General features: G+C 34.4%; 18 protein-coding genes and 1 tRNA gene. 8 read left to right on the forward strand and 11 right to left on the reverse strand.

Translation table 11 applies throughout. The annotated features are described in order from the left end of the window. Positions 1-650: 650 nt before the first annotated feature. A complete protein-coding gene (locus KAOT1_RS15820) occupies positions 651-893 on the reverse strand; it encodes a hypothetical protein (RefSeq protein WP_007095869.1) in 243 nt (80 codons plus the stop codon). A gap of 465 nt (positions 894-1,358) precedes the next feature. After that, positions 1,359-2,273, reverse strand: coding sequence for a diacylglycerol/lipid kinase family protein (locus tag KAOT1_RS15830; RefSeq protein WP_007095871.1), 915 nt, complete (start codon positions 2,271-2,273; stop codon positions 1,359-1,361). A 284-nt stretch (positions 2,274-2,557) separates the two neighbouring features. Here KAOT1_RS15830 and rnr point away from each other — a divergent pair, with 284 nt between their 5' ends. Together rnr and KAOT1_RS15840 are read left to right on the forward strand one after the other, a co-directional pair. Next, a complete protein-coding gene (rnr, locus tag KAOT1_RS15835) occupies positions 2,558-4,753 on the forward strand; it encodes a ribonuclease R (RefSeq protein ID WP_007095872.1) in 2,196 nt (731 codons plus the stop codon). An 88-nt stretch (positions 4,754-4,841) separates the two neighbouring features. Continuing rightward, the gene (locus KAOT1_RS15840; protein ID WP_007095873.1) at positions 4,842-5,156 is read left to right on the forward strand and encodes a YbjQ family protein; all 315 of its coding nucleotides are present in this window, start codon (positions 4,842-4,844) and stop codon (positions 5,154-5,156) included. Positions 5,157-5,228: 72 nt separating this feature from the next. On the opposite strand, the gene KAOT1_RS15845 is transcribed toward KAOT1_RS15840, so the two are convergent. Continuing rightward, positions 5,229-5,423 carry a hypothetical protein gene (locus tag KAOT1_RS15845; protein ID WP_007095874.1) on the reverse strand — a complete coding sequence of 65 codons (195 nt, stop codon included), beginning with the start codon at positions 5,421-5,423 and terminating at the stop codon, positions 5,229-5,231. A 206-nt stretch (positions 5,424-5,629) separates the two neighbouring features. On the opposite strand from KAOT1_RS15845, the gene KAOT1_RS15850 reads away from it, so the two are divergent. Both KAOT1_RS15850 and KAOT1_RS15855 read left to right on the forward strand, forming a co-directional pair. Beyond that, complete coding sequence (locus KAOT1_RS15850) at positions 5,630-6,301, forward strand: head GIN domain-containing protein (protein WP_007095875.1); 672 nt, start codon at positions 5,630-5,632, stop codon at positions 6,299-6,301. Between the two features lie 215 nt (positions 6,302-6,516). Continuing rightward, on the forward strand, positions 6,517-7,191 hold the full coding sequence (locus KAOT1_RS15855; RefSeq protein WP_007095876.1) for a LysE family translocator: 675 nt from the start codon (positions 6,517-6,519) through the stop codon (positions 7,189-7,191). A gap of 43 nt (positions 7,192-7,234) precedes the next feature. Here the strand turns inward: KAOT1_RS15855 and KAOT1_RS15860 are convergent. From KAOT1_RS15860 to KAOT1_RS15870, 3 genes are all read right to left on the reverse strand, one after another. Further along, positions 7,235-7,305 (reverse strand) — tRNA-Cys (locus KAOT1_RS15860). Positions 7,306-7,373: 68 nt separating this feature from the next. Continuing rightward, on the reverse strand, positions 7,374-7,733 hold the full coding sequence (folB, locus tag KAOT1_RS15865) for a dihydroneopterin aldolase (protein WP_007095877.1): 360 nt from the start codon (positions 7,731-7,733) through the stop codon (positions 7,374-7,376). A gap of 51 nt (positions 7,734-7,784) precedes the next feature. Then, entirely contained in the window at positions 7,785-7,994 is a 210-nt protein-coding gene (locus tag KAOT1_RS15870) for a zinc ribbon domain-containing protein (protein WP_007095878.1), read from the reverse strand. Between the two features lie 138 nt (positions 7,995-8,132). Between KAOT1_RS15870 and KAOT1_RS15875 the strand changes: the two genes are divergently transcribed. The 3 genes from KAOT1_RS15875 to KAOT1_RS15885 all read left to right on the forward strand — a co-directional run bounded on the left by KAOT1_RS15875 (position 8,133) and on the right by KAOT1_RS15885 (position 15,382). Beyond that, entirely contained in the window at positions 8,133-10,190 is a 2,058-nt protein-coding gene (locus KAOT1_RS15875) for a glutamine--tRNA ligase/YqeY domain fusion protein (RefSeq protein WP_007095879.1), read from the forward strand. An 83-nt stretch (positions 10,191-10,273) separates the two neighbouring features. Further along, positions 10,274-11,581 (forward strand): hypothetical protein, encoded by a 1,308-nt coding sequence (locus tag KAOT1_RS15880; protein ID WP_007095880.1) that lies wholly within the window; start codon positions 10,274-10,276, stop codon positions 11,579-11,581. 186 nt (positions 11,582-11,767) lie between these two features. Further along, positions 11,768-15,382 (forward strand): S8 family serine peptidase, encoded by a 3,615-nt coding sequence (locus tag KAOT1_RS15885; RefSeq protein ID WP_007095881.1) that lies wholly within the window; start codon positions 11,768-11,770, stop codon positions 15,380-15,382. Between the two features lie 427 nt (positions 15,383-15,809). Here KAOT1_RS15885 and KAOT1_RS15890 read toward each other — a convergent pair whose 3' ends face one another. Together KAOT1_RS15890 and KAOT1_RS15895 are read right to left on the reverse strand one after the other, a co-directional pair. After that, positions 15,810-16,334: a hypothetical protein gene (locus KAOT1_RS15890; RefSeq protein ID WP_007095882.1), complete on the reverse strand. Its 525-nt coding sequence runs from the start codon at positions 16,332-16,334 to the stop codon at positions 15,810-15,812. An 83-nt stretch (positions 16,335-16,417) separates the two neighbouring features. Then, positions 16,418-17,353, reverse strand: coding sequence for an SPFH domain-containing protein (locus tag KAOT1_RS15895; protein WP_007095883.1), 936 nt, complete (start codon positions 17,351-17,353; stop codon positions 16,418-16,420). Positions 17,354-17,445: 92 nt separating this feature from the next. Here KAOT1_RS15895 and KAOT1_RS15900 point away from each other — a divergent pair, with 92 nt between their 5' ends. Beyond that, on the forward strand, positions 17,446-18,096 hold the full coding sequence (locus KAOT1_RS15900; protein ID WP_007095884.1) for an outer membrane beta-barrel protein: 651 nt from the start codon (positions 17,446-17,448) through the stop codon (positions 18,094-18,096). 113 nt (positions 18,097-18,209) lie between these two features. Here KAOT1_RS15900 and gltX read toward each other — a convergent pair whose 3' ends face one another. From gltX to KAOT1_RS15915, 3 genes are all read right to left on the reverse strand, one after another. Continuing rightward, positions 18,210-19,721 carry a glutamate--tRNA ligase gene (gene gltX, locus KAOT1_RS15905; protein WP_007095885.1) on the reverse strand — a complete coding sequence of 504 codons (1,512 nt, stop codon included), beginning with the start codon at positions 19,719-19,721 and terminating at the stop codon, positions 18,210-18,212. A gap of 150 nt (positions 19,722-19,871) precedes the next feature. Beyond that, positions 19,872-21,812, reverse strand: a complete 1,941-nt coding sequence (locus tag KAOT1_RS15910; RefSeq protein ID WP_007095886.1) for a T9SS type A sorting domain-containing protein — start codon at positions 21,810-21,812, stop codon at positions 19,872-19,874. Between the two features lie 148 nt (positions 21,813-21,960). Beyond that, positions 21,961-23,001 carry an alkane 1-monooxygenase gene (locus tag KAOT1_RS15915; protein WP_007095887.1) on the reverse strand — a complete coding sequence of 347 codons (1,041 nt, stop codon included), beginning with the start codon at positions 22,999-23,001 and terminating at the stop codon, positions 21,961-21,963. Positions 23,002-23,064 lie beyond the last annotated feature (63 nt).

Below are 23,064 nucleotides of genomic sequence, written 5' to 3' on the forward strand. Positions count from 1 at the left end.
CTGTTGATAACCTAGCTAACCAATCTTAGATTGAAGCAGTTATCTTTTTCATAAAATGTTCATCAAATTCGATAAGAAACAAATCCTATAAAAATCTTTAAAAGTTTTGCTAACTATTCACAAGCTATAATAACCATCATTATTTTTTTTAAATTTATAAAAGAAAGAAATATATATATTATAAATGTTTATAACATTTCTGAAGAATCGATCTATTTTTAGATGATTGTTGTGCTTTCATTTTTTCTAGAGGAACATTGAACGAAGTCGAACTATGCAGAAAAAACGCAGATGATGATTTCGTTTCGTCTGAAACTTCTCAAGGTATTTAAAATTTAGAATAAAGAAAGTGTACGAAACGTTTTTTTGCGATGAAGTAAGATAAAATCTATGATGTATCATTGCGAGACAAAGTCGTGGCAATCTGTTTTTTAGAGTACTAGATTTTTTTAAAGAAACAGATTGTCACACGTTTTTCTAAAACGTTCGCAAAGACGTTTCAAACCTGAAATCGTCACTTTAAAAGTATAAATTACATTGATAAAAGAACGGAAGAAGAAAAGCAAAAAGATTCAATAGATTTCGAATTTTAACAACAGCTATCTAAAAAATCTTTTAATACTTTAATTATTCAATTAAAGTCCGAAAACCTACACAATCCTCAAATGCGATTGCTTGGTATCAAAATCGATTAAAATCTGTTTGGTAAGGTCAACGTCGTTTTTATGAACTTTCAACGAAATACCGCCAATTGCGTTCGAATAGAAAGGAAATACACTCAACATCAATTCATTTTCAAAGACATATTTAATTCCTCTCTGATCCAAAACAATACGCAAAATCGCATATTCATACGGATACGTAAATGTAGCTACGGTTACAAAATTCGTCATAAACTCATAAATAAAACATTCTCATAAAAAAGTATATGAGAAAATATTAATATATAATACACTAAAAATAAGAAATCTAGTTTAAAAAATACGTATCAACAGCAGCACTTTTTATAGAATCATTCGGAACTTCAGCCGATCTGATGTCACTTTTAAAAGTATCATGTTTTTTTAAGGAAGAATTAATATAACTACCAAACGAGAAGATTCCGATCAAGAAGATCGAAAGAAATAATAAGATAATTTTATACACTCGTTTCATAATAATTAGGTCAAAATACGTTAAGCACTTTCTATATAGACGAAAGAAAATCTAAAATGTTACACTTTTTTTAAGATTTATTTAACTTTTTCAAAAATATACGAAAAATAGCTAACATATTGACGCTAAACATCTGAGAAATTAACTCATTCGATTAAATGTTAAAAAATTAATAGTATAAAACATATTTTAACGTTAAAATATTAAGGAATAACAAATGGCAATGCTTTGGGTAAAATAGTGGCTGTAAATCCGCCAGTACCGATCAATTCGCCATCAGCTTGGATAAAAACTTTGTCCTGAGACGTATTAATGGTAATTAAATTGGTTTTAAAAGTAGTCACTTGTTTATGATGTACAATAGCTCCGTTAAATAAACCAACCGCATTTTTGAGCAATTTCCATAAAGAAAAATGTTTTGCTATTGAAACATCAAATAATCCATCAGCCGAATCTACATCTTTTGTCAATTGCATGCCACCACCAGAATACTTACAAATTCCAACTATTGTTAACAATGATTTTGTGGTTAATTTATGTTCCGTGCTTTCAATCACAAATTCGGTAGATGTATAACTTGCTAAACTTAACACCGTAGAAATCAAAAAAGAAGCAGCACCCAAAAACTTCAAACGTTCGTTGCGTTGCACCACATATCCATCAAAACCTAATCCTGCAACATTGTTAAAAAACACAGTTTTATCAACATTCAATAATGACAACTGTCCGATATCTTGCAAAATGGTATGTTCTGCTTTAATAATTTGGACCGCTTTTTTAATATTCTTTGGAATTTTATAGGTTTTTACCCAATCATTTCCAGTTCCTAAAGGAATTACGCCCAATTTTACTTCTGTTAAAGAAACACTTTTTTGTTGCATCAATCCATTTACAACATGATGTAAAGTTCCGTCGCCACCAACGCTCACAAATTTTCGATAGCCTTTTTTCAAACCTTGTAAAACCAATTCATATTCATGTTGAGGTTTTGTGGTAAATTCAAAATCGTATGGAATTTCTTCCGCTTCAAAAGTAGCAGCAATTTGAGTCCATTTTCGTTTTCCTGTAAAACTTCCTGAAGTCGGATTTACAATCAAAAACCATTTATTTTTACGCATACATAACATGAATTTAATCTGTTGCAAAATACGAATTGTAAAATATTCCTATATTTGCATCAGAATTATTACTGCTTCTCTCCTATTTTTGATGTTTCAAACGAAACTGTTAATTTTCTAGAAACATAATTTTCCTGACATAATAGATGTGTTTTTTCCAAAGTAAAATCTCGATCATCGAGAAAAAAGAACAAAAAGTAATTTCGGTATGCTTTTTTCAGTAAAAAATACAAATAATAACAAACCGAATAGATACACGAAATCGTGTAAAACAGAATGAAATAATGACAAGAAAGAAAAAAAAGAAATCGCACAAGATTCCAAATCTCACAGACGCGATCCTTCAAATATTTAAAAAATCTTCAAACAAAGTTTACAACTACAAACAAATAGCCGCAAAACTCAATATTACTGATACTAGCGGAAGAAATCAAATCATAAAAACACTCAAAAAACTCACAGCAAAACAAAAAATTGAGGAAATTGATCGTGGAAAATATCGCGTTGTCGGTTCAACCGAATACTACACAGGAATTGTAGATATTACTTCGCGCGGACAAGGTTATGTAATTTGTGATGAATTTGAAGAAGATATTTTCGTACCAAATAACAAACTAAACAGAGCGTTAGATGGTGACGAAGTAGAAGTATACGTATACAAACGTCGTAAAAACAACCGACCAGAAGGTGAAATTACCGATGTTATAAAACGTAAAAAGACAGAATTTGTCGGCGTATTACAAATGCAGAAAAACTTTGCGTTTGTGGTAGTTTCCAATCAAAAAATGTATACAGATATTTTTGTACCAAAAGCAAAAATAAATCATGCACAAAATGGCGACAAAGTATTGGTAGAAATAGAAGATTGGCCAGCGCGTGCTGATTCTCCTTTTGGAAATGTAACGCAAATACTCGGAAAACCAGGCGAACACGATACAGAAATTCACTCGATATTGGCGGAATATGGTTTGCCTTATGAATTTCCTGCGGAAGTAGAAAAATTTGCAAACAAAATAGACTTGTCTATTCAAGCAGACGAAATCAAAAAACGTAGAGACATGCGCGACGTGCTTACGTTTACGATTGATCCAAAAGATGCCAAAGATTTTGATGATGCCTTATCGTTTCAAACCTTAGAAAATGGAAACTACGAAATAGGAATTCACATTGCAGATGTTTCGCATTACGTAAAACCAGGAACTGTATTAGATGAAGAAGCTTACAATCGTGCAACTTCAGTATACTTGGTTGACAGAGTTGTACCAATGTTACCAGAAATACTCTCAAATGGCGCGTGTTCATTACGACCAAATGAAGAAAAATATACGTTTTCGGCAGTCTTCGAAATCAACAAAAAAGCAGAAGTTCTCAACCAATGGTTTGGACGTACGGTTACCTATTCTGACAAACGATTTGCGTATGAAGAAGCACAAGTCATCATAGAAACCAAAGGAAACGAAATTCCTGCAGATATCTCACTCACAGGAAAAGCCTACAAAGTAGATCAAGCCATTGTAGAAGCGACGTTAAAACTAGACGAACTCGCCAAAATCATGCGTGCAAAACGTATGCAACATGGCGCCATTTCGTTTGATAAAGTAGAAGTACGTTTCAATCTTGACGAAAACAACAATCCAGAAGGTGTATATTTCAAAACGCAAAAAGATGCCAACAAACTCATTGAAGAATTCATGTTATTGGCAAACCGAAAAGTAGCGGCATACATTGGAAAACAAGAACCGAAAAAAACTTTTGTTTATCGTATTCACGATGAACCAGATATTGACAAATTGGCTAACTTACAAACGATTATCTCTCGATTTGGGTATTCTTTAAATCTAAAATCGAGAAAAAGTACGACAAGTTCCTTAAATCAATTACTAGCAGATGTAAAAGGAAAAGGCGAACAAAATATGGTAGATACGCTTGCCATTCGAAGCATGAGCAAAGCAAAATATACCACAGACAATATTGGTCATTACGGATTAGCATTCGATTACTATTCGCACTTTACCTCACCAATTCGTCGTTATCCAGATGTTATGGTACATCGTTTATTACAACACTACTTAGATGGTGGAAAATCGGCTAATGAAGATGAATACGAAGAAAAATGTGAGCATTCGTCCAATATGGAATCTTTAGCAGCAAATGCAGAGCGCGATTCTATCAAATACATGCAAATTAAGTTCATGCAAGATCACAAAGATGAAGAATTTGTCGGAGTCATTTCTGGTGTAACCGAATGGGGAATTTACGTAGAAATCATAGCTAACAAATGTGAAGGAATGGTACGTATTCGCGAAATAAAAGACGATTACTACACATTTGATGAAAAACAATATGCTTTGGTGGGCGAAGTCACTAAAAACATGTATCAATTAGGTGATGAAGTTGTGGTAAAAGTAAAAAATACAGACTTGGTAAAACGTCATTTAGACTTTGATCTCATTGGAAAACGTGCTGAGGTAGAAGCTTAAACATAATTTAGTAATTTGTTAATTTGAAAATGTAACAATTCTGAAAAACTCATACTAATGTTACAATAATCAACAATCAAACATCACTATGATATTTTCAACAACGCCAACATTACAAAATAGAGAAATTAGCGAATATTTAGGTTTAGTATGTGGAATGACGTACAACATTAACTACAGCTACAAAGGAACATCGTTCAAAGACATGTTTAACATGAAAAAATACTACTCCAAAATAGAAGCTGCCATCGAAGAAGTAAAAGAAACAACCTTTCAAAAACTCAGTGACAATGCCGAAAAACTACAGGCAGATGCAGTTGTAGGAATCAATGTTGATATGGAAATAAGTGCTGGTGGCGCAGTAATGGTTAGCATTACAGGAACGGCTGTAAAGTTGAAATAAACACATATTCAAAATAAAAAAAATCCCGATTTCTTAAAAATCGGGATTTTCTTTAATGCATTATTCAAAAGACTAATAGTCTTCGTCAAGACATAAACAAGCTACTTCACAAGCTAAAGGTCCAAAACTTGTCGTTGGTCCAGCTCCACAAAATAATCCAGGAATAAACGATAAAAATCCTCCTGTTCCTCCAGTAACTTCTTCTGGATTTAACTGAGAGATTTTTTGCTTGTTAATCTTCAACGATTTTAAATTCTTTTTTTTCATAATGTAAGTTTTTAAGTTTCCAAGCTAAATTTACTAAACATCTCTATATAAAAATTACGGTAAAACCGTAATTAACAAGCAACTACAGAAAATTTTTTTAAAGAAGCTTTTTTACCAAAAACATAGTTTTTCATAAAAAATTAAATAAAAACTGTAACAAAACGTTTTTTACATACTCTTTACAGACAAACACTAAAACCAAAATTATGAAACATATCTTCACATTTGTCTTATGCTTTATCGCTTTAACAGTATCAGCACAAAAAGCAGTTGAAAAACAAGTAGGTGATTTTGACGAAGTAAAAGTTTTCGATCTTATAGAAATCAATCTCATCAAATCAAATGAGAATAAAGTTGTTATTACTGGCGCTGATACACAAGATGTAGAAATCATCAACAAAAAAGGAAAATTAAAAGTACGCATGAAGTTTGAACGTATTTTTGACGGATCTGAAACCTTTGTAGAAGTATACTACAAAAGTATCACCACCATTGATGCCAATGAAGGCGCCATTATTGTTGCTAACGAAACAATGAAGCAACCATACATCAACCTAAAAGCACAAGAAGGCGGAAAAATCATAGTAAACTTAGATGTAGATAATTTAGATTCAAGAGCTGTATCTGGCGGAATTATTGATACTTCTGGTAAAGTAAAGCATCAAGAAGTTACCTTAAATACAGGTGGCATTTACGAAGGAAAAAAATTAATTACAGAACAAACAAAAGTAAAAGTAAGTGCTGGCGGAGAAGCATATATTTACGCTTCCGTTTTAGCAGATGCTAGAGTAAGAGCTGGTGGATATATAGAAATTCATGGCGATCCTGAAACGATCAAAAAAGATAAAATCTTCGGAGGAAAAATAAAAGTTAAATAAACAAGTACTACCAATATTCATCAATCATTACAAAACGTCTGAACTGCCATTCAGGCGTTTTTCTATTTTCTACAAAAAGTTTGATGAGTATATAACGAAAGAAACAGACAAAAAAACCCAAAACAAAAAACGAAAAGCAAGAAAAGTCAAAAAAATTACACCTGATATGGAGTATATAAAAGTATAAATCATATTACTTTTAGTACTTTTGTTTTATGTTTGACGGATTACCATACGCAGTACTTTACGGATTTATCTTGGCCTTTGCCGTGGGTCCTGTGTTCTTTATCATCATAGAAACAAGTATTACCAAAGGTTTTAGAAGCGCGCTTGCCTTTGATTTAGGTGCTATCTTCGCAGATATCATCTTCATTACTTTTGCATATTATAGTACAAGTCAAATACTAAACAAAATAAAAGACGACCCAAACTTAATCATATTTGGAGGTCTTATACTCCTTGCATTCGGAATTATTTCATACATCAAAACGTCCAAATCCTTTCGGAAAATCGTTCGAGAACATTACAATGTTGATACCAAAAAAAATCTCTTTGGATTATTCGTAAAAGGCTTTCTACTCAACTTTATCAACTTTGGAGTACTTGCAGGTTGGATTGGTGTCATTATCATGGCAAATGCGCTCACAAGTACTTCTCAAGGTGTTATCTTATTTCTTGTCACAGTATTGGTAAGTATGTTGCTTACAGACATTGCAAAAATTTTATTGGCAAAAAAATTAAAAAGCAAAATGACGCCACGCGTGATTTTTAAGACCAAAAAATGGGTAAGTATTCTTATCATTGTATTTGGTTCGGTAATGATACTTCAAGGAACATTTCCTAGAGAAATAGAAAAACTCAAACACATAATCGTAAACTTCTTTTCATAAAAAAGAAAAAACCCTCTGATTTTCAGAAGGTTTTGTTATTTTGAGGCGTCGAGCGGATTCGAACCGCTGTACAAGGTTTTGCAGACCTCTGCCTAGCCACTCGGCCACGACGCCATTCTTATGGTGCAAATTTAACCAATTTTACATTCTATGCAACAAAAAAGAAACAATAAATACTATTCTTACGAACGTTGCGAGGTCATTTCAATCGTAACCATTTGAACATTACCACCAATAGGCGGGTTTAATTTTGAAACTTCTACGGTAGCTTCATTTGCAATGGCAATCTCATCAAAAATACGATTCAAAATACGTTTGGCAACATGCTCCAACAATTTAGATCGAATCGCCATTTCTTCTTTTACAATTTTATTAATATGTACATAATCAACTGTATCAGCTAATTGATCGCTCTTTGCTGAGGTTTGCAAATTAGCTTTCACAGCAACATCAACCCGATAATCGCTTCCTATCTTACTTTCCTCAACCAAACAACCGTGAAAAGCATATACTCTAATGTTGGTCACACGAATAATTCCCATAAATAATCTTCTTCTTAAAAGAAGCTAAAGTACAGCATTCTTCGCAAACTATCAACCTGTAAAAAAGTCAAAAATATTACTAATTGCGCTTGTTTTTGCTTTATAAAATTCCGTGTACGAACAACGTTCACACGTTACAGAAGTATATTTCTGATTTTGAATATCAAATATCTTAGACAACGTTCCGCCCGTAGCTCTCAATTCTGCTACTTCATACGTTCTGTTCGCACACTTAGGACATGAATAATTAGGATGTTGCATACTATTATATTATTAAATTAAACGACAACTTATACGTATTACCTTATCAATGTTCGTTACAAGTAAGTACAAAGAAATCTATACCATTTCACATTAATTCGCTAATTTTACATCTTTAATGTTGAAAATAATACTCCTATGACGGAAGAAACAAAATCACTCAATTTTATTGAGCATATCATTGAGGAAGATTTGGCAAACGGAATGGACAAAAACAATTTACGTTTTCGATTTCCACCTGAGCCAAACGGATACTTGCATATTGGGCATACCAAAGCCATCGGAATTAGTTTTGGTTTGGGCGAAAAGTACAATGCACCTGTAAATCTTCGTTTTGATGATACCAATCCTGCCAAAGAAGAACAGGAATATGTAGATGCAATTAAACGCGATATTTCTTGGTTAGGCTACCAATGGGCACAAGAATGTTATTCCTCTGATTATTTTCAGCAATTATACGATTGGACAATTCAACTCATCAAAGATGGAAAAGCCTATGTAGATTCGCAATCTTCTGAAGCTATGGCGGAACAAAAAGGAACGCCTACAGAAGTAGGAACCAACAGTCCTTACAGAGACCGAAGCGTGGAAGAAAACTTAGACCTATTCCAACGCATGAAAAATGGCGAATTTGAAGCTGGAACACACGTACTACGCGCCAAAATTGACATGGAAGATCCAAACATGCTCATGCGCGATCCAATCATGTACAGAATCTTATACGCACATCATCACAGAACTGGAGACGATTGGTGTATTTACCCAATGTACGATTGGACACATGGTGAAAGTGATTACATCGAACAAATATCACATTCTCTATGTTCGCTAGAATTCAAACCACATCGTAAACTCTACGATTGGTTCAAAGAGCATGTATACGAATACAGCAAAGACGAATATCCATTACAACCAAAACAGCGCGAATTTGCACGTTTAAACCTAAGTTATACCATAATGAGTAAACGAAAATTACTCAAATTGGTAGAAGAAAACATAGTTTCTGGTTGGGACGATCCGCGAATGCCTACCATTTCAGGTTTACGCCGTAGAGGTTATACGCCAGCAGCTATCAGAAAATTTGTGGAAACTGTCGGAGTTGCCAAACGTGAAAATGTCATCGATGTTTCATTATTGGAATTTTGCATTCGCGAAGATTTAAACAAAACTGCCAATCGTGTCATGGCTGTATTAAATCCTGTGAAACTTGTCATTACCAACTATCCAGAAGGAAAAGAAGAATGGTTAGATGCAGAAAACAATCCGGAAGATGAAAACGCAGGAAGTCACAAAGTACCTTTTTCAAGAGAACTGTACATTGAACGTGAAGACTTCAAAGAAAATGCTGGAAGCAAATACTTTAGACTTACACTTGGGAAAGAAGTACGTCTTAAAAATGCCTACATCATCAAAGGAGAAAATGTGGTAAAAGATGCTGACGGAAACATTACAGAAATTCACTGTACGTATGATACCGATAGTTTAAGCGGAAGCGGAACGGAAGCAAGCGTACGCAAAGTAAAAGGAACTTTACACTGGGTTTCTATTGCACACGCAGTACAAGCTGAGGTTCGTGTATACGATCGTTTATTCTCGGATGAAGCGCCAGGAAATCACAAAGACAAAGATTTTATGGAATTTGTAAATCCTGATTCGTTAAGTATTGTAAATGCTTTTGTAGAACCGTACTTAAAAGAAGCAAAAGTAGGCGATCGTTTTCAATTTCAACGTCTTGGATATTTTTGTGTGGATGAAGATACGACAGCAGACAAGCTAATCTTCAACAAAACGGTTGGTTTGCGTGATACGTGGGCAAAACAGAAAAAAGTTGCTGAACAAGATCAAAACAAATCGCAAAATCAGTCAAAACCAAAACCTCAAAATCAGCAACAATCATCCAGACCTGCCATTGAGGAAATTAAAAAATTAGGAAAAAAATACACCAATTATCCACCTGAAAAACAGCAGCTTACCAGAGCTAAAATTCAGGAATTGGCAGAAAAAGTTCCGTATGAAGATTTAGAACCGCTATTTGGAACTGCTGTTAAAAAAGCAGGAACGCGAATTGCAACGATGATTACGTTGGGTGTTTTATTAAAAAATGGACAAGAACGTAATGGAAATATTGACGAATTCATCGCAAAAGCTCTAGACGATAAAAACGATCTGTTAGTGGCGGAAGCACAACAAATCTAGCTAAAATCAGTTATATATAAGAAGACTGTACTTCGGTACGGTCTTTTTTTTGCAAAATTTTTAACTGGATAAATAAAAGAAACATGAAAAAACTCTTTTACGTCTTACTCCTACTTTTATTAACGAGTATCTTCTATCAATGTTCACTACTAGAAAATGATGACCTCACTCCTATTGAAAAAGAACGAGAAGAAATAAATGAAAGTTTATACTCATACCAAGTACTTGTATGGAAATACATAAAAATGCTTCACAAAGCAACCTATGTAAATGAAAATATATATCCAGAATTGCTTCCGATAAAAGAAAAATTAGGAAACATTGAAAATGCAGTTGCCGTATTTAGAGAAGGAAAATCACCAAAAAACCTAAGCGGACTTGATTATGTGACATTTTACAATGATTTACTAGAAAAAAAGAATTTCATTGAAGAAACTGATGAAGATGTATTGCCTTCTTTCTTAGAATTTAAAGATGGAAAACCCAAACAAAAGTTCACGGAAGAAGAAAAAGCACAAATCAAAACAACAGAACACTTCTTACTCTCAGGAATGACCATGTTTGTAAGCAAACTAGGAAAAGATATTTCGCTATACGAAATGATGCAAGTAAAAATGGAACTGATTCCCGAAAGTGAATTAAAATGCTTGTACAGATTATTCAGAGGAATGCTGTTTTTTCAAAAAGGAATGGTGTACATGACTGAAGAAGAATTTACACAAAATATTACTTGGCTGGAAAACAATGAAGATGCCGATTTTACAAACTACTATTTTTACCTAAAAGGAAAACAATTTTCACAACCACAAGCCTATCAAGTATCACTTTCCATGAACTATTTGCTACGTGGAATAGATCGACTACTTATTGGTGAAGAAGACAAAGAAAAAGCAGGTTTAGAGGATTTTCAAAAATTCCTAAACATTATGAATCAACTTGGTGTGCAATCAGAATTAACATTAGCGATAGAAACGTATTTACACTTAAAAAATGAAGACTCTGAAAAAGCAATTGTTTCACTTTTAAAACTTAAGGAAAGCAATATGCTTTCTAAAAAAGAAAAGAATACCATTGATGAATCCATCACGTATCTAAAAGACAGAAAATCAGGCAAAGTATTAAACACGGTGTACGATAAATACTTCTTGGGTAAAATTATCACAAAATATACCTGGAATGTGTTATCTGAATTAAACTGGAAACAATTCCTAAAGCAACAAGGTTTTGACAATGCCGATCAGTTTTTCGAAAAAATTGACACCAGCAAAGAATTCATTCAAAACATAGAAAAATACACCTCTGAAGAAGCTATGAAAGAAGCAGGAAAGCAACTAAAAGAGGAAGGAGAAAAACTTTGGGGCAAAGCAAAACAGGTTTGGGATGAAAATTGATCTTCAAAAAACATGACAAACTGTCGTAAAAAGTAGACATATCCGTAAAAATCTTAACATTTTTTTGAGAACTAATTATTATATTAGCAAGCTAATTGGTTTTTTAACAACATTTTATCAATAAATCAGGTTGGTAATTGCTTAAAAAAATTAGTTGGACCCTAATAAAACTTAATTAAAATTGTCATGAAAAAAATTACGCAAGTAAAGAGTTTGCTAGGCTCTTTAATTCCTTTGCTCGTGGTTGCAATCTTCTTAAATTGTAACATAGCACAGGCTCAAAGTACAGTGTATTTCCAGGACGAAGTTATTACGATGCCAAACAACATTGCATCTTTTAATTGGAATTCAATGCCTGAAAATGCAAAATTTAATAACGGATACTTCGGTTGGGCGCACTTTAGTGAAACACCTACACAAGCAATCCAAGATCAATTTGCTGAAAGAAACCTCAAACTTATTGAGTATTTCCCAGATCAAACATACTTGTTTTACGCTCCAGCAAATACAAACATCTCATTCTTACAACAATCAGGAGTTGTATCAATTATTCCAATTGAAAACAACTTTAAAAAGTCAGCTCAAATCAAATTAAACAACATTGACAGTTATGCTATGCAAGGCAACAATGTTCTTATCATGTTACAGCACTATGACTTTATCAGTAAAGATTATGTAGTTGAACAATTAGCAAGCATGTCATCAGTTACCATCAAGGAAAACTACAAAACAAGTAGCATGCTTCAAATTGTTATTCCTTACGGACAAATTGATGCATTGGTATCTCAACCATTTGTAAAATGGGTAGAATTAGTTCCTGCACCAGCAATAAAAGAAGATACTCGCGGAAGAAGTTTACACAGAGCTTCCAACTTAGATTCACAAACACCATCGGGTAGAAATTACACAGGTGCAGGTGTTGGTGTCATGGTAAGAGATGATGGAATTGTTGGTCCACACATTGACTTTCAAGGAAGAATTGATAATTCATCTTCTTCTACAGTAGGACAAACACATGGTGATGGTGTAGCAGGAATTATGGCAGGAGCTGGAAACTTAGATCCTACCAAAAGAGGAATGGCAGCAGGATCTGATATATATGTAACGCAATACGCTGCTACTTTCTTAGATGATGCAACAACGTCACGAATTAATGACGGATCTGTTCAAATTACAAACTCATCGTACGGTGACGGATGTAACGATGGATATACTGTAATTTCTCGTACCGTAGATACTCAAACAATAAATACACCAGCATTACTTCACGTATTTTCAGCAGGAAACTCAGGAACATCTAACTGTGGTTACGGAGCTGGAGCTGGTTGGGGAAACATTACTGGTGGACACAAACAAGGTAAAAACGTAATTGCAACAGCAAACACATTTTTCAACGGTTCCTTAGCTTCTTCAAGTAGTCGTGGACCTGCAGCAGACGGACGTATTAAGCCAGACATTACTGCACATGGACAAAACCAAGAATCTACTGCGGAAAACAATACATACCAAACATTTGGTGGTACATCAGGAGCAGCACCAGGAATTGCGGGAGTTTCTGCTCAATTATATGAAGCATATGCAAGTTTAAACGGTGGCGCTTTCCCAGAATCTGGGTTAATCAAAGCAACATTATTAAACACTGCAAACGATTATGGAAATACAGGACCAGACTTTAGCTTCGGTTGGGGAATGGTAAACGGATTAAGAGCAGCAATGCTTATTGAAGATGGACGTTATTTAGACGCTACCATTTCGCAAGGAGGAAACAACAATCACTCAATTACAGTACCAGCAAACACAAGAGAAGTTCGTTTTATGGTATACTGGACAGATGCTGCTGCCGCGCCAGGAGCTTCTCCAGCATTAGTAAATGACTTAGATTTAGTAGTTACTGATCCAGGAAGTACAACACACCAACCATGGGTTTTAGATACAACGCCAAGTGCTGCATTCTTAAACTCACCAGCAACTACGGGAGCAGATCACTTGAACAACATGGAGCAAGTTGCTATCACAAATCCAACAGCTGGAACATACAATATCAACGTAGCAGGATTTAACGTGCCTATGGGACCACAAAAATACTATGTTGTTTACGAAATTATTACAGATGGAATTACGCTTACCTATCCAACTGGTGGCGAAAAATTTGTTGCAGGAACACAAGAAGTAATTCACTGGGATGCAAACAATGCTGTAAACTCTTATGTATTAGAATATTCTACAGACAATGGAGCTACATGGAACTCAATGGCAACATTACCACCAGCATCAACAAACTATACTTGGAATGTACCTAACGGACTTGCTTCTGGACAATGTAAAATAAGAATTACTAATGGAACACTTACAGATGAAAGCGACGACAATTTCTCTATTGCTTCTCGTGTGACAGGAGTAAATATTTCAATGGTATGTCCAACAGAAGTTACCGTAAGCTGGAATGGTATTCCAAGTGCTACCTCATACGATGTTTATTTATTAGGAGATAAGTTTATGGAAGTTGCAGGAACGTCTACAACAAATTCTTTAGCAGTTCCTATTACAGATGCTTTTGCTCCTATTTGGGTAGCAGTTGTTGCTAAAGGTGGCAACGGATGGGAAACACTACGTACTAACGCTATAAATTATACAGGAAGCGGATTATTCAACTGTCCATTAGCAAAAGATTTATCAGTAACGGCAATCAATAACACTGCTGGAGATTTCCAAACAATTTGTAATACTGATCCAATTATTGTTTCTGCAGAGTTACAAAATGATGGTACAGATCCACAATCTAATTTTACAGTTTCTTACCAAGTAGGTTCAGAGCCTGTAGTGCAAGAAACATATACAGGAACAATTGCTTCTGGAACTTCAGATACATTCAACTTTGCAACACCAATTACATTAACAGCAAATGGAGATAACACGCTACGTGTTTGGACTTCATTATCTGGTGACGAATTTACAAATAATGATGAGCAAACATTTGATTTCTTTGCGGTAGTAAATGGAACAGCAATTGATTACTCAGAACCGTTTGATGTAAACGGAGTATTGCCTACAGGATGGATTCTTGACAATCCTGATAACTCAAGAACATGGCAAGCAAGAGCAAACCTTTTAGGAATTGACGGTAATACAACAACGGCAGCGTTCGTAGATGGCGCAAATTATACCACAAGAGGACAAGAAGATACGATGACAACAGAGTATTTTGACTTAAACTTTAACGGAACTGCCGAATTAACTTTCGATTTAGCAAAAGCACAATGGTCTAATTCGTTTAACGATGGTTTACGTGTCGAAATTTCTATTGATTGTGGTGCAACCTATACACAAGTTTACTTTAAAGATGGACTTGATTTAGCAACGGTTCCTAATACAAGTGCAGCTTGGGCACCAAGTTCGGTAAACGATTGGAGAACAGAAATTATAGACATAACTCCATATGTAGGTGAAAATATCTTAGTAAGAATCATCAACATAAATGATTACAGCAATAGTACATTTGTAGATAATATTACATTGACAAAAACATTATCTGTTGGAGAAAATGCTTTAGATAAAGCGATAGCATTGTATCCAAACCCTGCAAAAAGCAATGTAGATGTAATTATCAATACGAATATTGGAAATACATACGAAATTGAATTAATGAACAGTATTGGACAAACAATCAGTAAAATTGAAGAAACTCGTTTTAGCGCAAGAGCTCAACAACGATTAGATGTTTCTCAGTACGGAACAGGTTTGTACTTTGTAAAAATTAAAGTAGGAGACCAAGTAGTAACGAAAAAGTTGATTGTAAACTAAAAAAGCAACACCAATCCAACCAAACCATAAAAATCCTGAGAATTTCAAATTCTCGGGATTTTTTTTGCTTTTAAATCAACTATAAGTTTTAATGATTATTTTGAATAATAGTATCTAGAATATTTATAAAAAACAACCTTATGAGAAGCGTTTTTAGCTACTTTAATAAATTTTGAAACAACTTATGTTATTTCTTTAAAAAGGATGCTAAAAAAGGCTTTAAAACGTAAAATGGAGAAGTCGTTGTGAAGTAATGATAGATTAAAATCCTTTTTGAATAGTTAAGAATTTTTTTGACACGTTTTCAGCTAAAAAGGAATACAATAATATTAAGTTTTTCAATAAAACATATAAAAATATGCTCAACCCAATCAGATTTTTTACTAATAAAATTCTACATCAGATTCGGTTGAACATCACCTATAATTTATTCCTTAATATCTTCCATTTTCATGGTATTCTCTGGAATTTCTAAAGAAGTTTTAAAATCAGGGAAATACGCAATGATTGAACCCGAACTTTTCATTTCTTTTGCTTCTACAAATGTCCATTTCTTAGCTTTCTCATCATACATTCCGAGCATATAACTTGTAGAAGTAATACGCTTATCTTTCATTCGCATTACATTATAATTTTCTACATAACAACGGTATTCGTTTTGTTCTTTTACAACATCTGATACCGCTTTTGTTTCGGCAACTTCATAAGCAAAACCATCTGCTTTCATTTGATTAAAAGTAGATTTTAAATATTCCTCCATGATTTCTGCACCGCCAGCAGCTTTTAAAATATTTGGATGTGTAAACGTAAGTAAGGTTTTAAAGTCTTCTTTTAACGTAGCATTACAAGCGGCCTGAGCGTCGCGCATGGCTTCTTTTTTGAGTGTTTCCATATTCTGTGAAAATACGTGTGTAGCACAAAATATAAATAGGAGGAAAGTGATTTTTTTCATCGTGATGGAGTGTTTAAATTGATACATTATTTAAATGAAAAAACCCGAAACTTTATGCTTCGGGTTTTCGAATAGAGATTATTTTACAAATCTCCCTTTTTCGTATTTTTTGTTCTTTTCATTGCTTCACCAATTTGATTACTTGCGGTAAAACTAGCAACCATGTCATTTAACATGTTACTTCCGGCTTGTGGCGAATTTGGCAATAAAATTAAATTACTATTGGTTTCCTGACCAATGGCTTGTAAGGTATCATAATGTTGTGTTACAACGATAAGGGCAGAAGCTTCTTGCGAGTTGATTCCAACTTTGTTTAACACTTCTACAGATTCTTCCAAACCACGTGCAATTTCACGACGCTGATCGGCAATACCTTGTCCTTGTAAACGCTTGCTTTCTGCTTCCGCTTTTGCTTTTTCAACGATTAAAATACGTTGTGCATCACCTTCATATTGTGCAGCAGTTTTTTCTCTATCTGCCGCGTTAATACGGTTCATTGCCGCTTTTACTTGTGCATCAGGATCAATATCAGTTACTAAGGTTTTAATGATATCATAACCATATTCCATCATGGCATCATTCAATTCCGTTTTTACAGCAATGGCAATATCGTCTTTCTTTACGAATACATCATCCAATTTCATTTTTGGCACTTCGGCACGAACTACGTCAAATACATACGAAGTAATTTGATCGTGTGGATAATCTAACTTATAAAAAGCATCGTATACTTTGTCTTTAATAACTTTGTATTGAACAGAAACTTTTAAGCGAACAAATACATCATCTAATGTTTTTGTCTCGATAATAACGTCTAATTGTTGAATTTTTAAACTGAGTTTTCCAGCAATTCTATCAACTAAAGGAATTTTCATCTGTAATCCTGAGTGACGAATACTTTGAAAGCGTCCGAAACGTTCAATAATAGCAGCTGTTTGTTGTTTTACGATAAAAAACGATGATAGCAATATGAACAATGCTATAACGCCTAAAACAATGTAAAATGGACTGAAAGGCATAATTTGTATGTATTAAATGTTAGTATATAAAAATAATTTTTTTTTGTGTAAAAAAGGATACTTTTGAAAACTTAATCTAAAGTTTATCCCAAATGCATAAATTCCTTTTCCTACTATTAGTAGCTATAACACTACTTTTTGTTACAAATTCTTTTTCACAAAGTCGTTACAACGATTACAATCGCTTTGGGATTTCAGCAGGAATTCACCAATTTGATATTCGCACAGACGATCTTACAACGACCAAATCTACAGGGTTTCAAGCAGGATTATCTACACGTGGAACTGTCGCCAAACATTTTGATATGGTGTATTTTTTATTTCTGAATAGACATGAAGTAAACATTCTTGGGCGTGAAACGCTGTTATCTGCCAACGAGGAAATTCCGTTTCAACTATTAGCGGCAAAAATTGGTGTGTTAGGAAGTTATAAAATTATTGAAAAACATTTAAGTTTCGAATTTGGACCTGCCTTACAATTTTCAGATAAGTTTGAAGTAGAAGGGAAGTACAGTGATTATATCTTGCAAGGTTATGACACGTTTACGGCTAATGAAGCGCGCCAAACTTCTCGTTTAAATTTGATGGGAATTGTGGGAATTTCTACAGGATTTCAATCATTTAAAATATCGCTTCAATACGAATATGGATTTTCCAACGTTTTAAGTAAACTGACAGTGAACAACAACAAACTAAAAGGAACTATAGAACAGTTGAGTGTTTTAGCCACCTTCTATTTGTAAGTAACACTAAAAAAGCTCGCCAATCAGCGAGCTTTTTACTTTATATTTCAACTCAAAAGTATATTGAGAAAAGTCGAATCTACAGTACATTGAGCGGAGTCGAAATGTATATTCTACAAACGCTCCATAACCTTCTGAATACGTTTGATGGTTTCTTGTTTTCCGATCATAAACATAATTTCAAAAACATCTGGTCCTTGCAAAGCTCCTACTAAAGACAATCGCAATGGTTGCATCACTTTTCCAAAACCAATTTCATTGTTGGTAATCCATGCTTTAATATCTGTTTGAAGATTGGTTGCTGTAAAATCACCAATAGGTTTGATGATGTCTAGCAATTGCTTCAAAATGTCTGCAGTACCTTCTTTAAATGCTTTTTTAGAAGCTTTTGCATCATATTCTTGCGGTGCTACAAAGAAATAATGACTCAAATTCCAAAAATCGCTAACAAATGTTGCTCTTTCTTTTATCAATCCAACAACCATTTCAATATAATTGATATCAATATCTTTTAATTCTTCACGACTTTGCTGGAAATCGACAGCCAAAATTCTATCCGTTTTTTGCTGCATGTATTGTTGGTTAAACCACTTCATTTTGTCATTATCAAAACGAGCACCAGCTTTATTGATTCGCTCTAAATCAAATGCTTCAATCAATTCGTGCAAACTAAAAATTTCTTGTTCTGTTCCAGGATTCCATCCTAAGAATGCTAAGAAGTTTACCAAAGCGTCTTCAAAATATCCATCTTCACGAAAACCAGCAAACAATTCGCCTGTTTTCGGATCTTTCCATTCTAATGGAAACACAGGAAAACCAAATTTTGCACCATCACGCTTTCCTAGTTTTCCTTTTCCTGTAGGTTTTAGAATGAGTGGTAAATGTGCAAATTGCGGTGCTTCCCATTCAAACGAACGGTACAATAAATAATGCAATGCTAACGAAGGCAACCATTCTTCTCCGCGAATTACATGCGTTATTTCCATCAAATGATCGTCTACAATATTGGCTAGGTGATAGGTTGGCATTCCGTCACTTTTGTACAATACTTTATCATCTAAAATATTGGTGTCTATTTCTACATCTCCACGAACTATATCTTTTAAATGTAAAGTTTCATCTTGTGGCGATTTGTAACGAATCACGTACGGTTCACCAGCATTTAACTTTGCAGAAACTTCTTCCGCCGAAAGCGATAAAGAGTTCGTCAATTTTAAACGATTGTGCCAATTATAGATAAACGTTTTTCCTTTTGCTTCATGATCTTTACGATGCGCATCCAAAGTTTCCGCAGTATCAAAAGCGTAATATGCGTGTCCTTTGTCAATTAAAAAATCAGCATATTGTTTGTATAAATGTTTGCGCTCACTTTGTCGGTATGGACCAAAACCACCATCTTTTCCAATTCCTTCGTCAAACGGAATTCCACACCATTCCAATGCTTCTATGATATATTGTTCTGCACCTTCTACAAATCGGTTTTGATCTGTATCTTCAATACGCAATACAAAATCGCCACCATGTTTTTTGGCAAATAGATAATTAAATAAGGCAGTTCTAACGCCTCCAATGTGTAATGGTCCTGTTGGACTTGGTGCAAAACGAACACGAACTTTTTTAGTCATAGATAATAATTGTATGTGGTTATAAAATGCAAATGTACTATTATTTTTCCTTTAAAATTACTCCATGTTCAATCCGATTATTTAGCAAAAGAGAAACCCTCAATGTTTTAATTTTGAGGGTTTCGATAATCAGTAAGTTGAGAAAAAATGCTACTTTTTGATAAATTTTTCTGTGTGATTAATTCCTGATGCTGTAGTTACGGTTAAGAAATACATATTATTGCTTAATTGTGAAACATCAATTTCGGAAACTTCAATCGCTTTACTTTGTATTAATTTTCCTGAGATATCAGTTATTTTATAAGCAACGATAGGTTCGTCACTATTAAATCGTAACACATCTGAGGTTGGATTTGGAAACATGGTAAAATTGATAAGTTCGTTATCTTCTCTACCTAAGGTTCCGTTGTTTGCTTCTCCCATTACTAATAATGAACGGATATGATCTTTTACTTCTTCGGTAAATACATTCATTGTTGGTGGCACATCGCTTTCACTACTCAATGTGATTTGGTACGACCAAGCTTCATCATAACAACTATCACAACAAGAAGGAACGTACAATCCTATCACGTATAATTTGTTGTGCTCAAAGTTGTAATTAGGAAACGTCGTCGTTAATCCCCAAACTGGATTTGCAGAAGTTGGCAATTGATTGTTAAATCCGCCAATATTACTTGACCACGCAAATGAATCTGGTGCCATATTTACAAAATCAATAGGTTGTGTTAGTGGATAATTTGCCAATTCGTATACAAACCAATTATACTGATATCCACCATTTTGTTCTGTACAAACATCTCCAACAGCTAGCACATCGTCTGTGGTATCAATACTATTGATTGAACCTGTTAATTGTTGTGGATTTCCTTGGTGTAATACACTAATGCTTAAGTTTTGATCTAGTTTTGCTTGTAATGAAATATCATCAATAGCTAAATCGTTTCCATCGCCCAAACCATCTTCTTTTAAGTGAATTTTAATGTCTAATACATCATTTTCTCCCTCAAAACATTCTGAAATTTGTTGCCAGTCACAAGGATCGTCACTGTTTGTGTTAATCGTAATCCAATCAAATAATTGACCATTTACTTCTAAACGAATTTCTGGTTTGATGTTGAAGGTACATTGTGGCAAATCTTTAAAGTTTGCACAGAATTTGTAATTTTTCTCAGGATCAATTTGTACACTTTGTTCCCAAATAACACTTGTTGTTCCTGAAGGTTGTGTTGTTCTTCCATTCACTAATAAGAAGTTTTTGTTGTCTGCATATTGCTCAGGGTCAATACATGCAGAATGATCTGTTACGGTTGTTCCAAAAATACTTGCATCGTCGGAAACATGATAGGCTCCAGGATATAAACTTGCATCTTCAGTGTAATCGCTACCAAATCCGTTTGTACCATTTTCAAAGTTTCCGTTTTCTACTAAGTTGTCTCCTTCACAGCAAAAAGCGCCTTCATTATTTGGTTCGCCACCTTGAATGTCACAATCTTGAATACAAATATTGTCATAACCATATTCTTCAATTGGATACGAAGTTAAATCTAGGTAAAAACGAATTCCACTAATATTGCTTAGTAACGTGTTCCAATCGGTACACTCAGATCCGGCAGACATTACCCATTGTCCGTTGGCGTTAGAAGGTAAATCGGTGCCTTCACATGTTTCAATTGGTGCACATACATGTACCCAACCTTCACCTTCTGAGATTGATACATTGGCTACAAAAGTTGCAGTTGCTGTTGGACTTGTTGGCGATCCGCTATAAATGATTAATCTTGGAGATAATGGTTCTCCTAAGTTTCCATCATTAATAACTTTAAAATCCCAACACAGACATTGTCCGTCGTATTCGCGCCAATCGCCACCATAATCTACGTCGTTGTAAATGTATGATGAACCTGAGGCATCATAAGAATGTAGAAAAAAGTCGTCAGCATTTCCGCTAGGACCAGGACTGTCAACAGTACTTGCTCCGGCAGCAACGCCATTCCAATTTGAGATATTCTGATCGTTAAAATCTTCACAGAACTGTCCAAAGCTTACTCCGCAAACGAAGAGTAAACATAAAGTAATCATGTTTTTCATAATGTAAAATGTTTAAGTTTCTATTATTTAGTTTCAAGGCAAAGATGCGCCAGTATGAAACAATAGGGTAGAAGCAAAGCACCGAGTTTGGAAGCGTGTTTTGCCTTAGGAAAATATTGAAAAACCTTAAACCTTACAGGAAAAACACTTAGGAAATCATTTCACTTGGTATGCGTTTATTCATCACTTTAAACCATAAAGGAGGAATCAGTGCTAATACCATTGAGGTTGGATAACCAAAAGGCATTTGCGGACTTTTCTCGTGACAATCAAGCAATTGATACTTTTTAGAAGCTTTGTAATGATGATCGCTATGACGTGTGAGTTCGTACAAAACAATGCGCCCAATAGTGTGATTGGAATTCCAAGAGTGAATTTCGCGTACACGTTCGTAACGCCCAGAAGCTAGTTTTTTTCTGAGCAATCCGTAGTGTTCTATATAATTAATGGTTTCTAAAAGTAAAAAGCTTACCACAGCACTTGCGAGCGCAAATACAAACGCCAATGTTCCTAGAAAATAGAAAATACTCGCTAAGTAACCTATCTGCAGCAGCGTAAACCAAAACATGTTATTTTTAAACGAAAAGAAAGAAAAGTTTCCGCGTTGTCGTAGATTTTTTTGAATTTTCCACGCGTTTATATATTGTCGAATTGTTGAGGTAAACCAGAAAGAATATACAACTTGATTGTATCTTGCAGTTGCAGGATCTTCTTTTGTGGCGGCGTGTAAATGATGTCCAAAATTATGTTCTACAAAAAAGTGCATGTATAAAGATGGCCACAATAACAATTTTGCCATAATTTGCTCATATTGTGTTTTTCGGTGACCAAGTTCGTGCGCTACGTTGATTCCGTTAGAACCTAAAACGATTCCTGTAGAAAAGATGAGTCCGACCAATTCGTAGGTTTCATACATTCCTGTGGAAACATTCCACAATGTAATTAGTAAGAGTCCAAAAACTACGGGAAGATTCAAATATAATAACCAATCAAAAATTGGGTTTACGGCTTTTTCTTCTACTTCTTGCTCTGATAAATTTTTGGTGCTTTGTGAAAAAATCAATTCCATTACCGGAATCATTCCAAAGGCATACAAAGGCGTCAAAAAGGTATAATAACCTTCCAAATATAACGCTAACATAGCAACCAAAGGTGTAGAAAAAGCAGCTAAATATTTCAAGTCTTTCATAAATCAACATCTAGATTCAAGGTTCTTAAAAATACTACTTTTTTATGGAATTGAAGCCTCAAG

Source organism: Kordia algicida OT-1, from assembly GCF_000154725.1.
GTDB classification, from domain to species: Bacteria; Bacteroidota; Bacteroidia; order Flavobacteriales; family Flavobacteriaceae; genus Kordia; species Kordia algicida.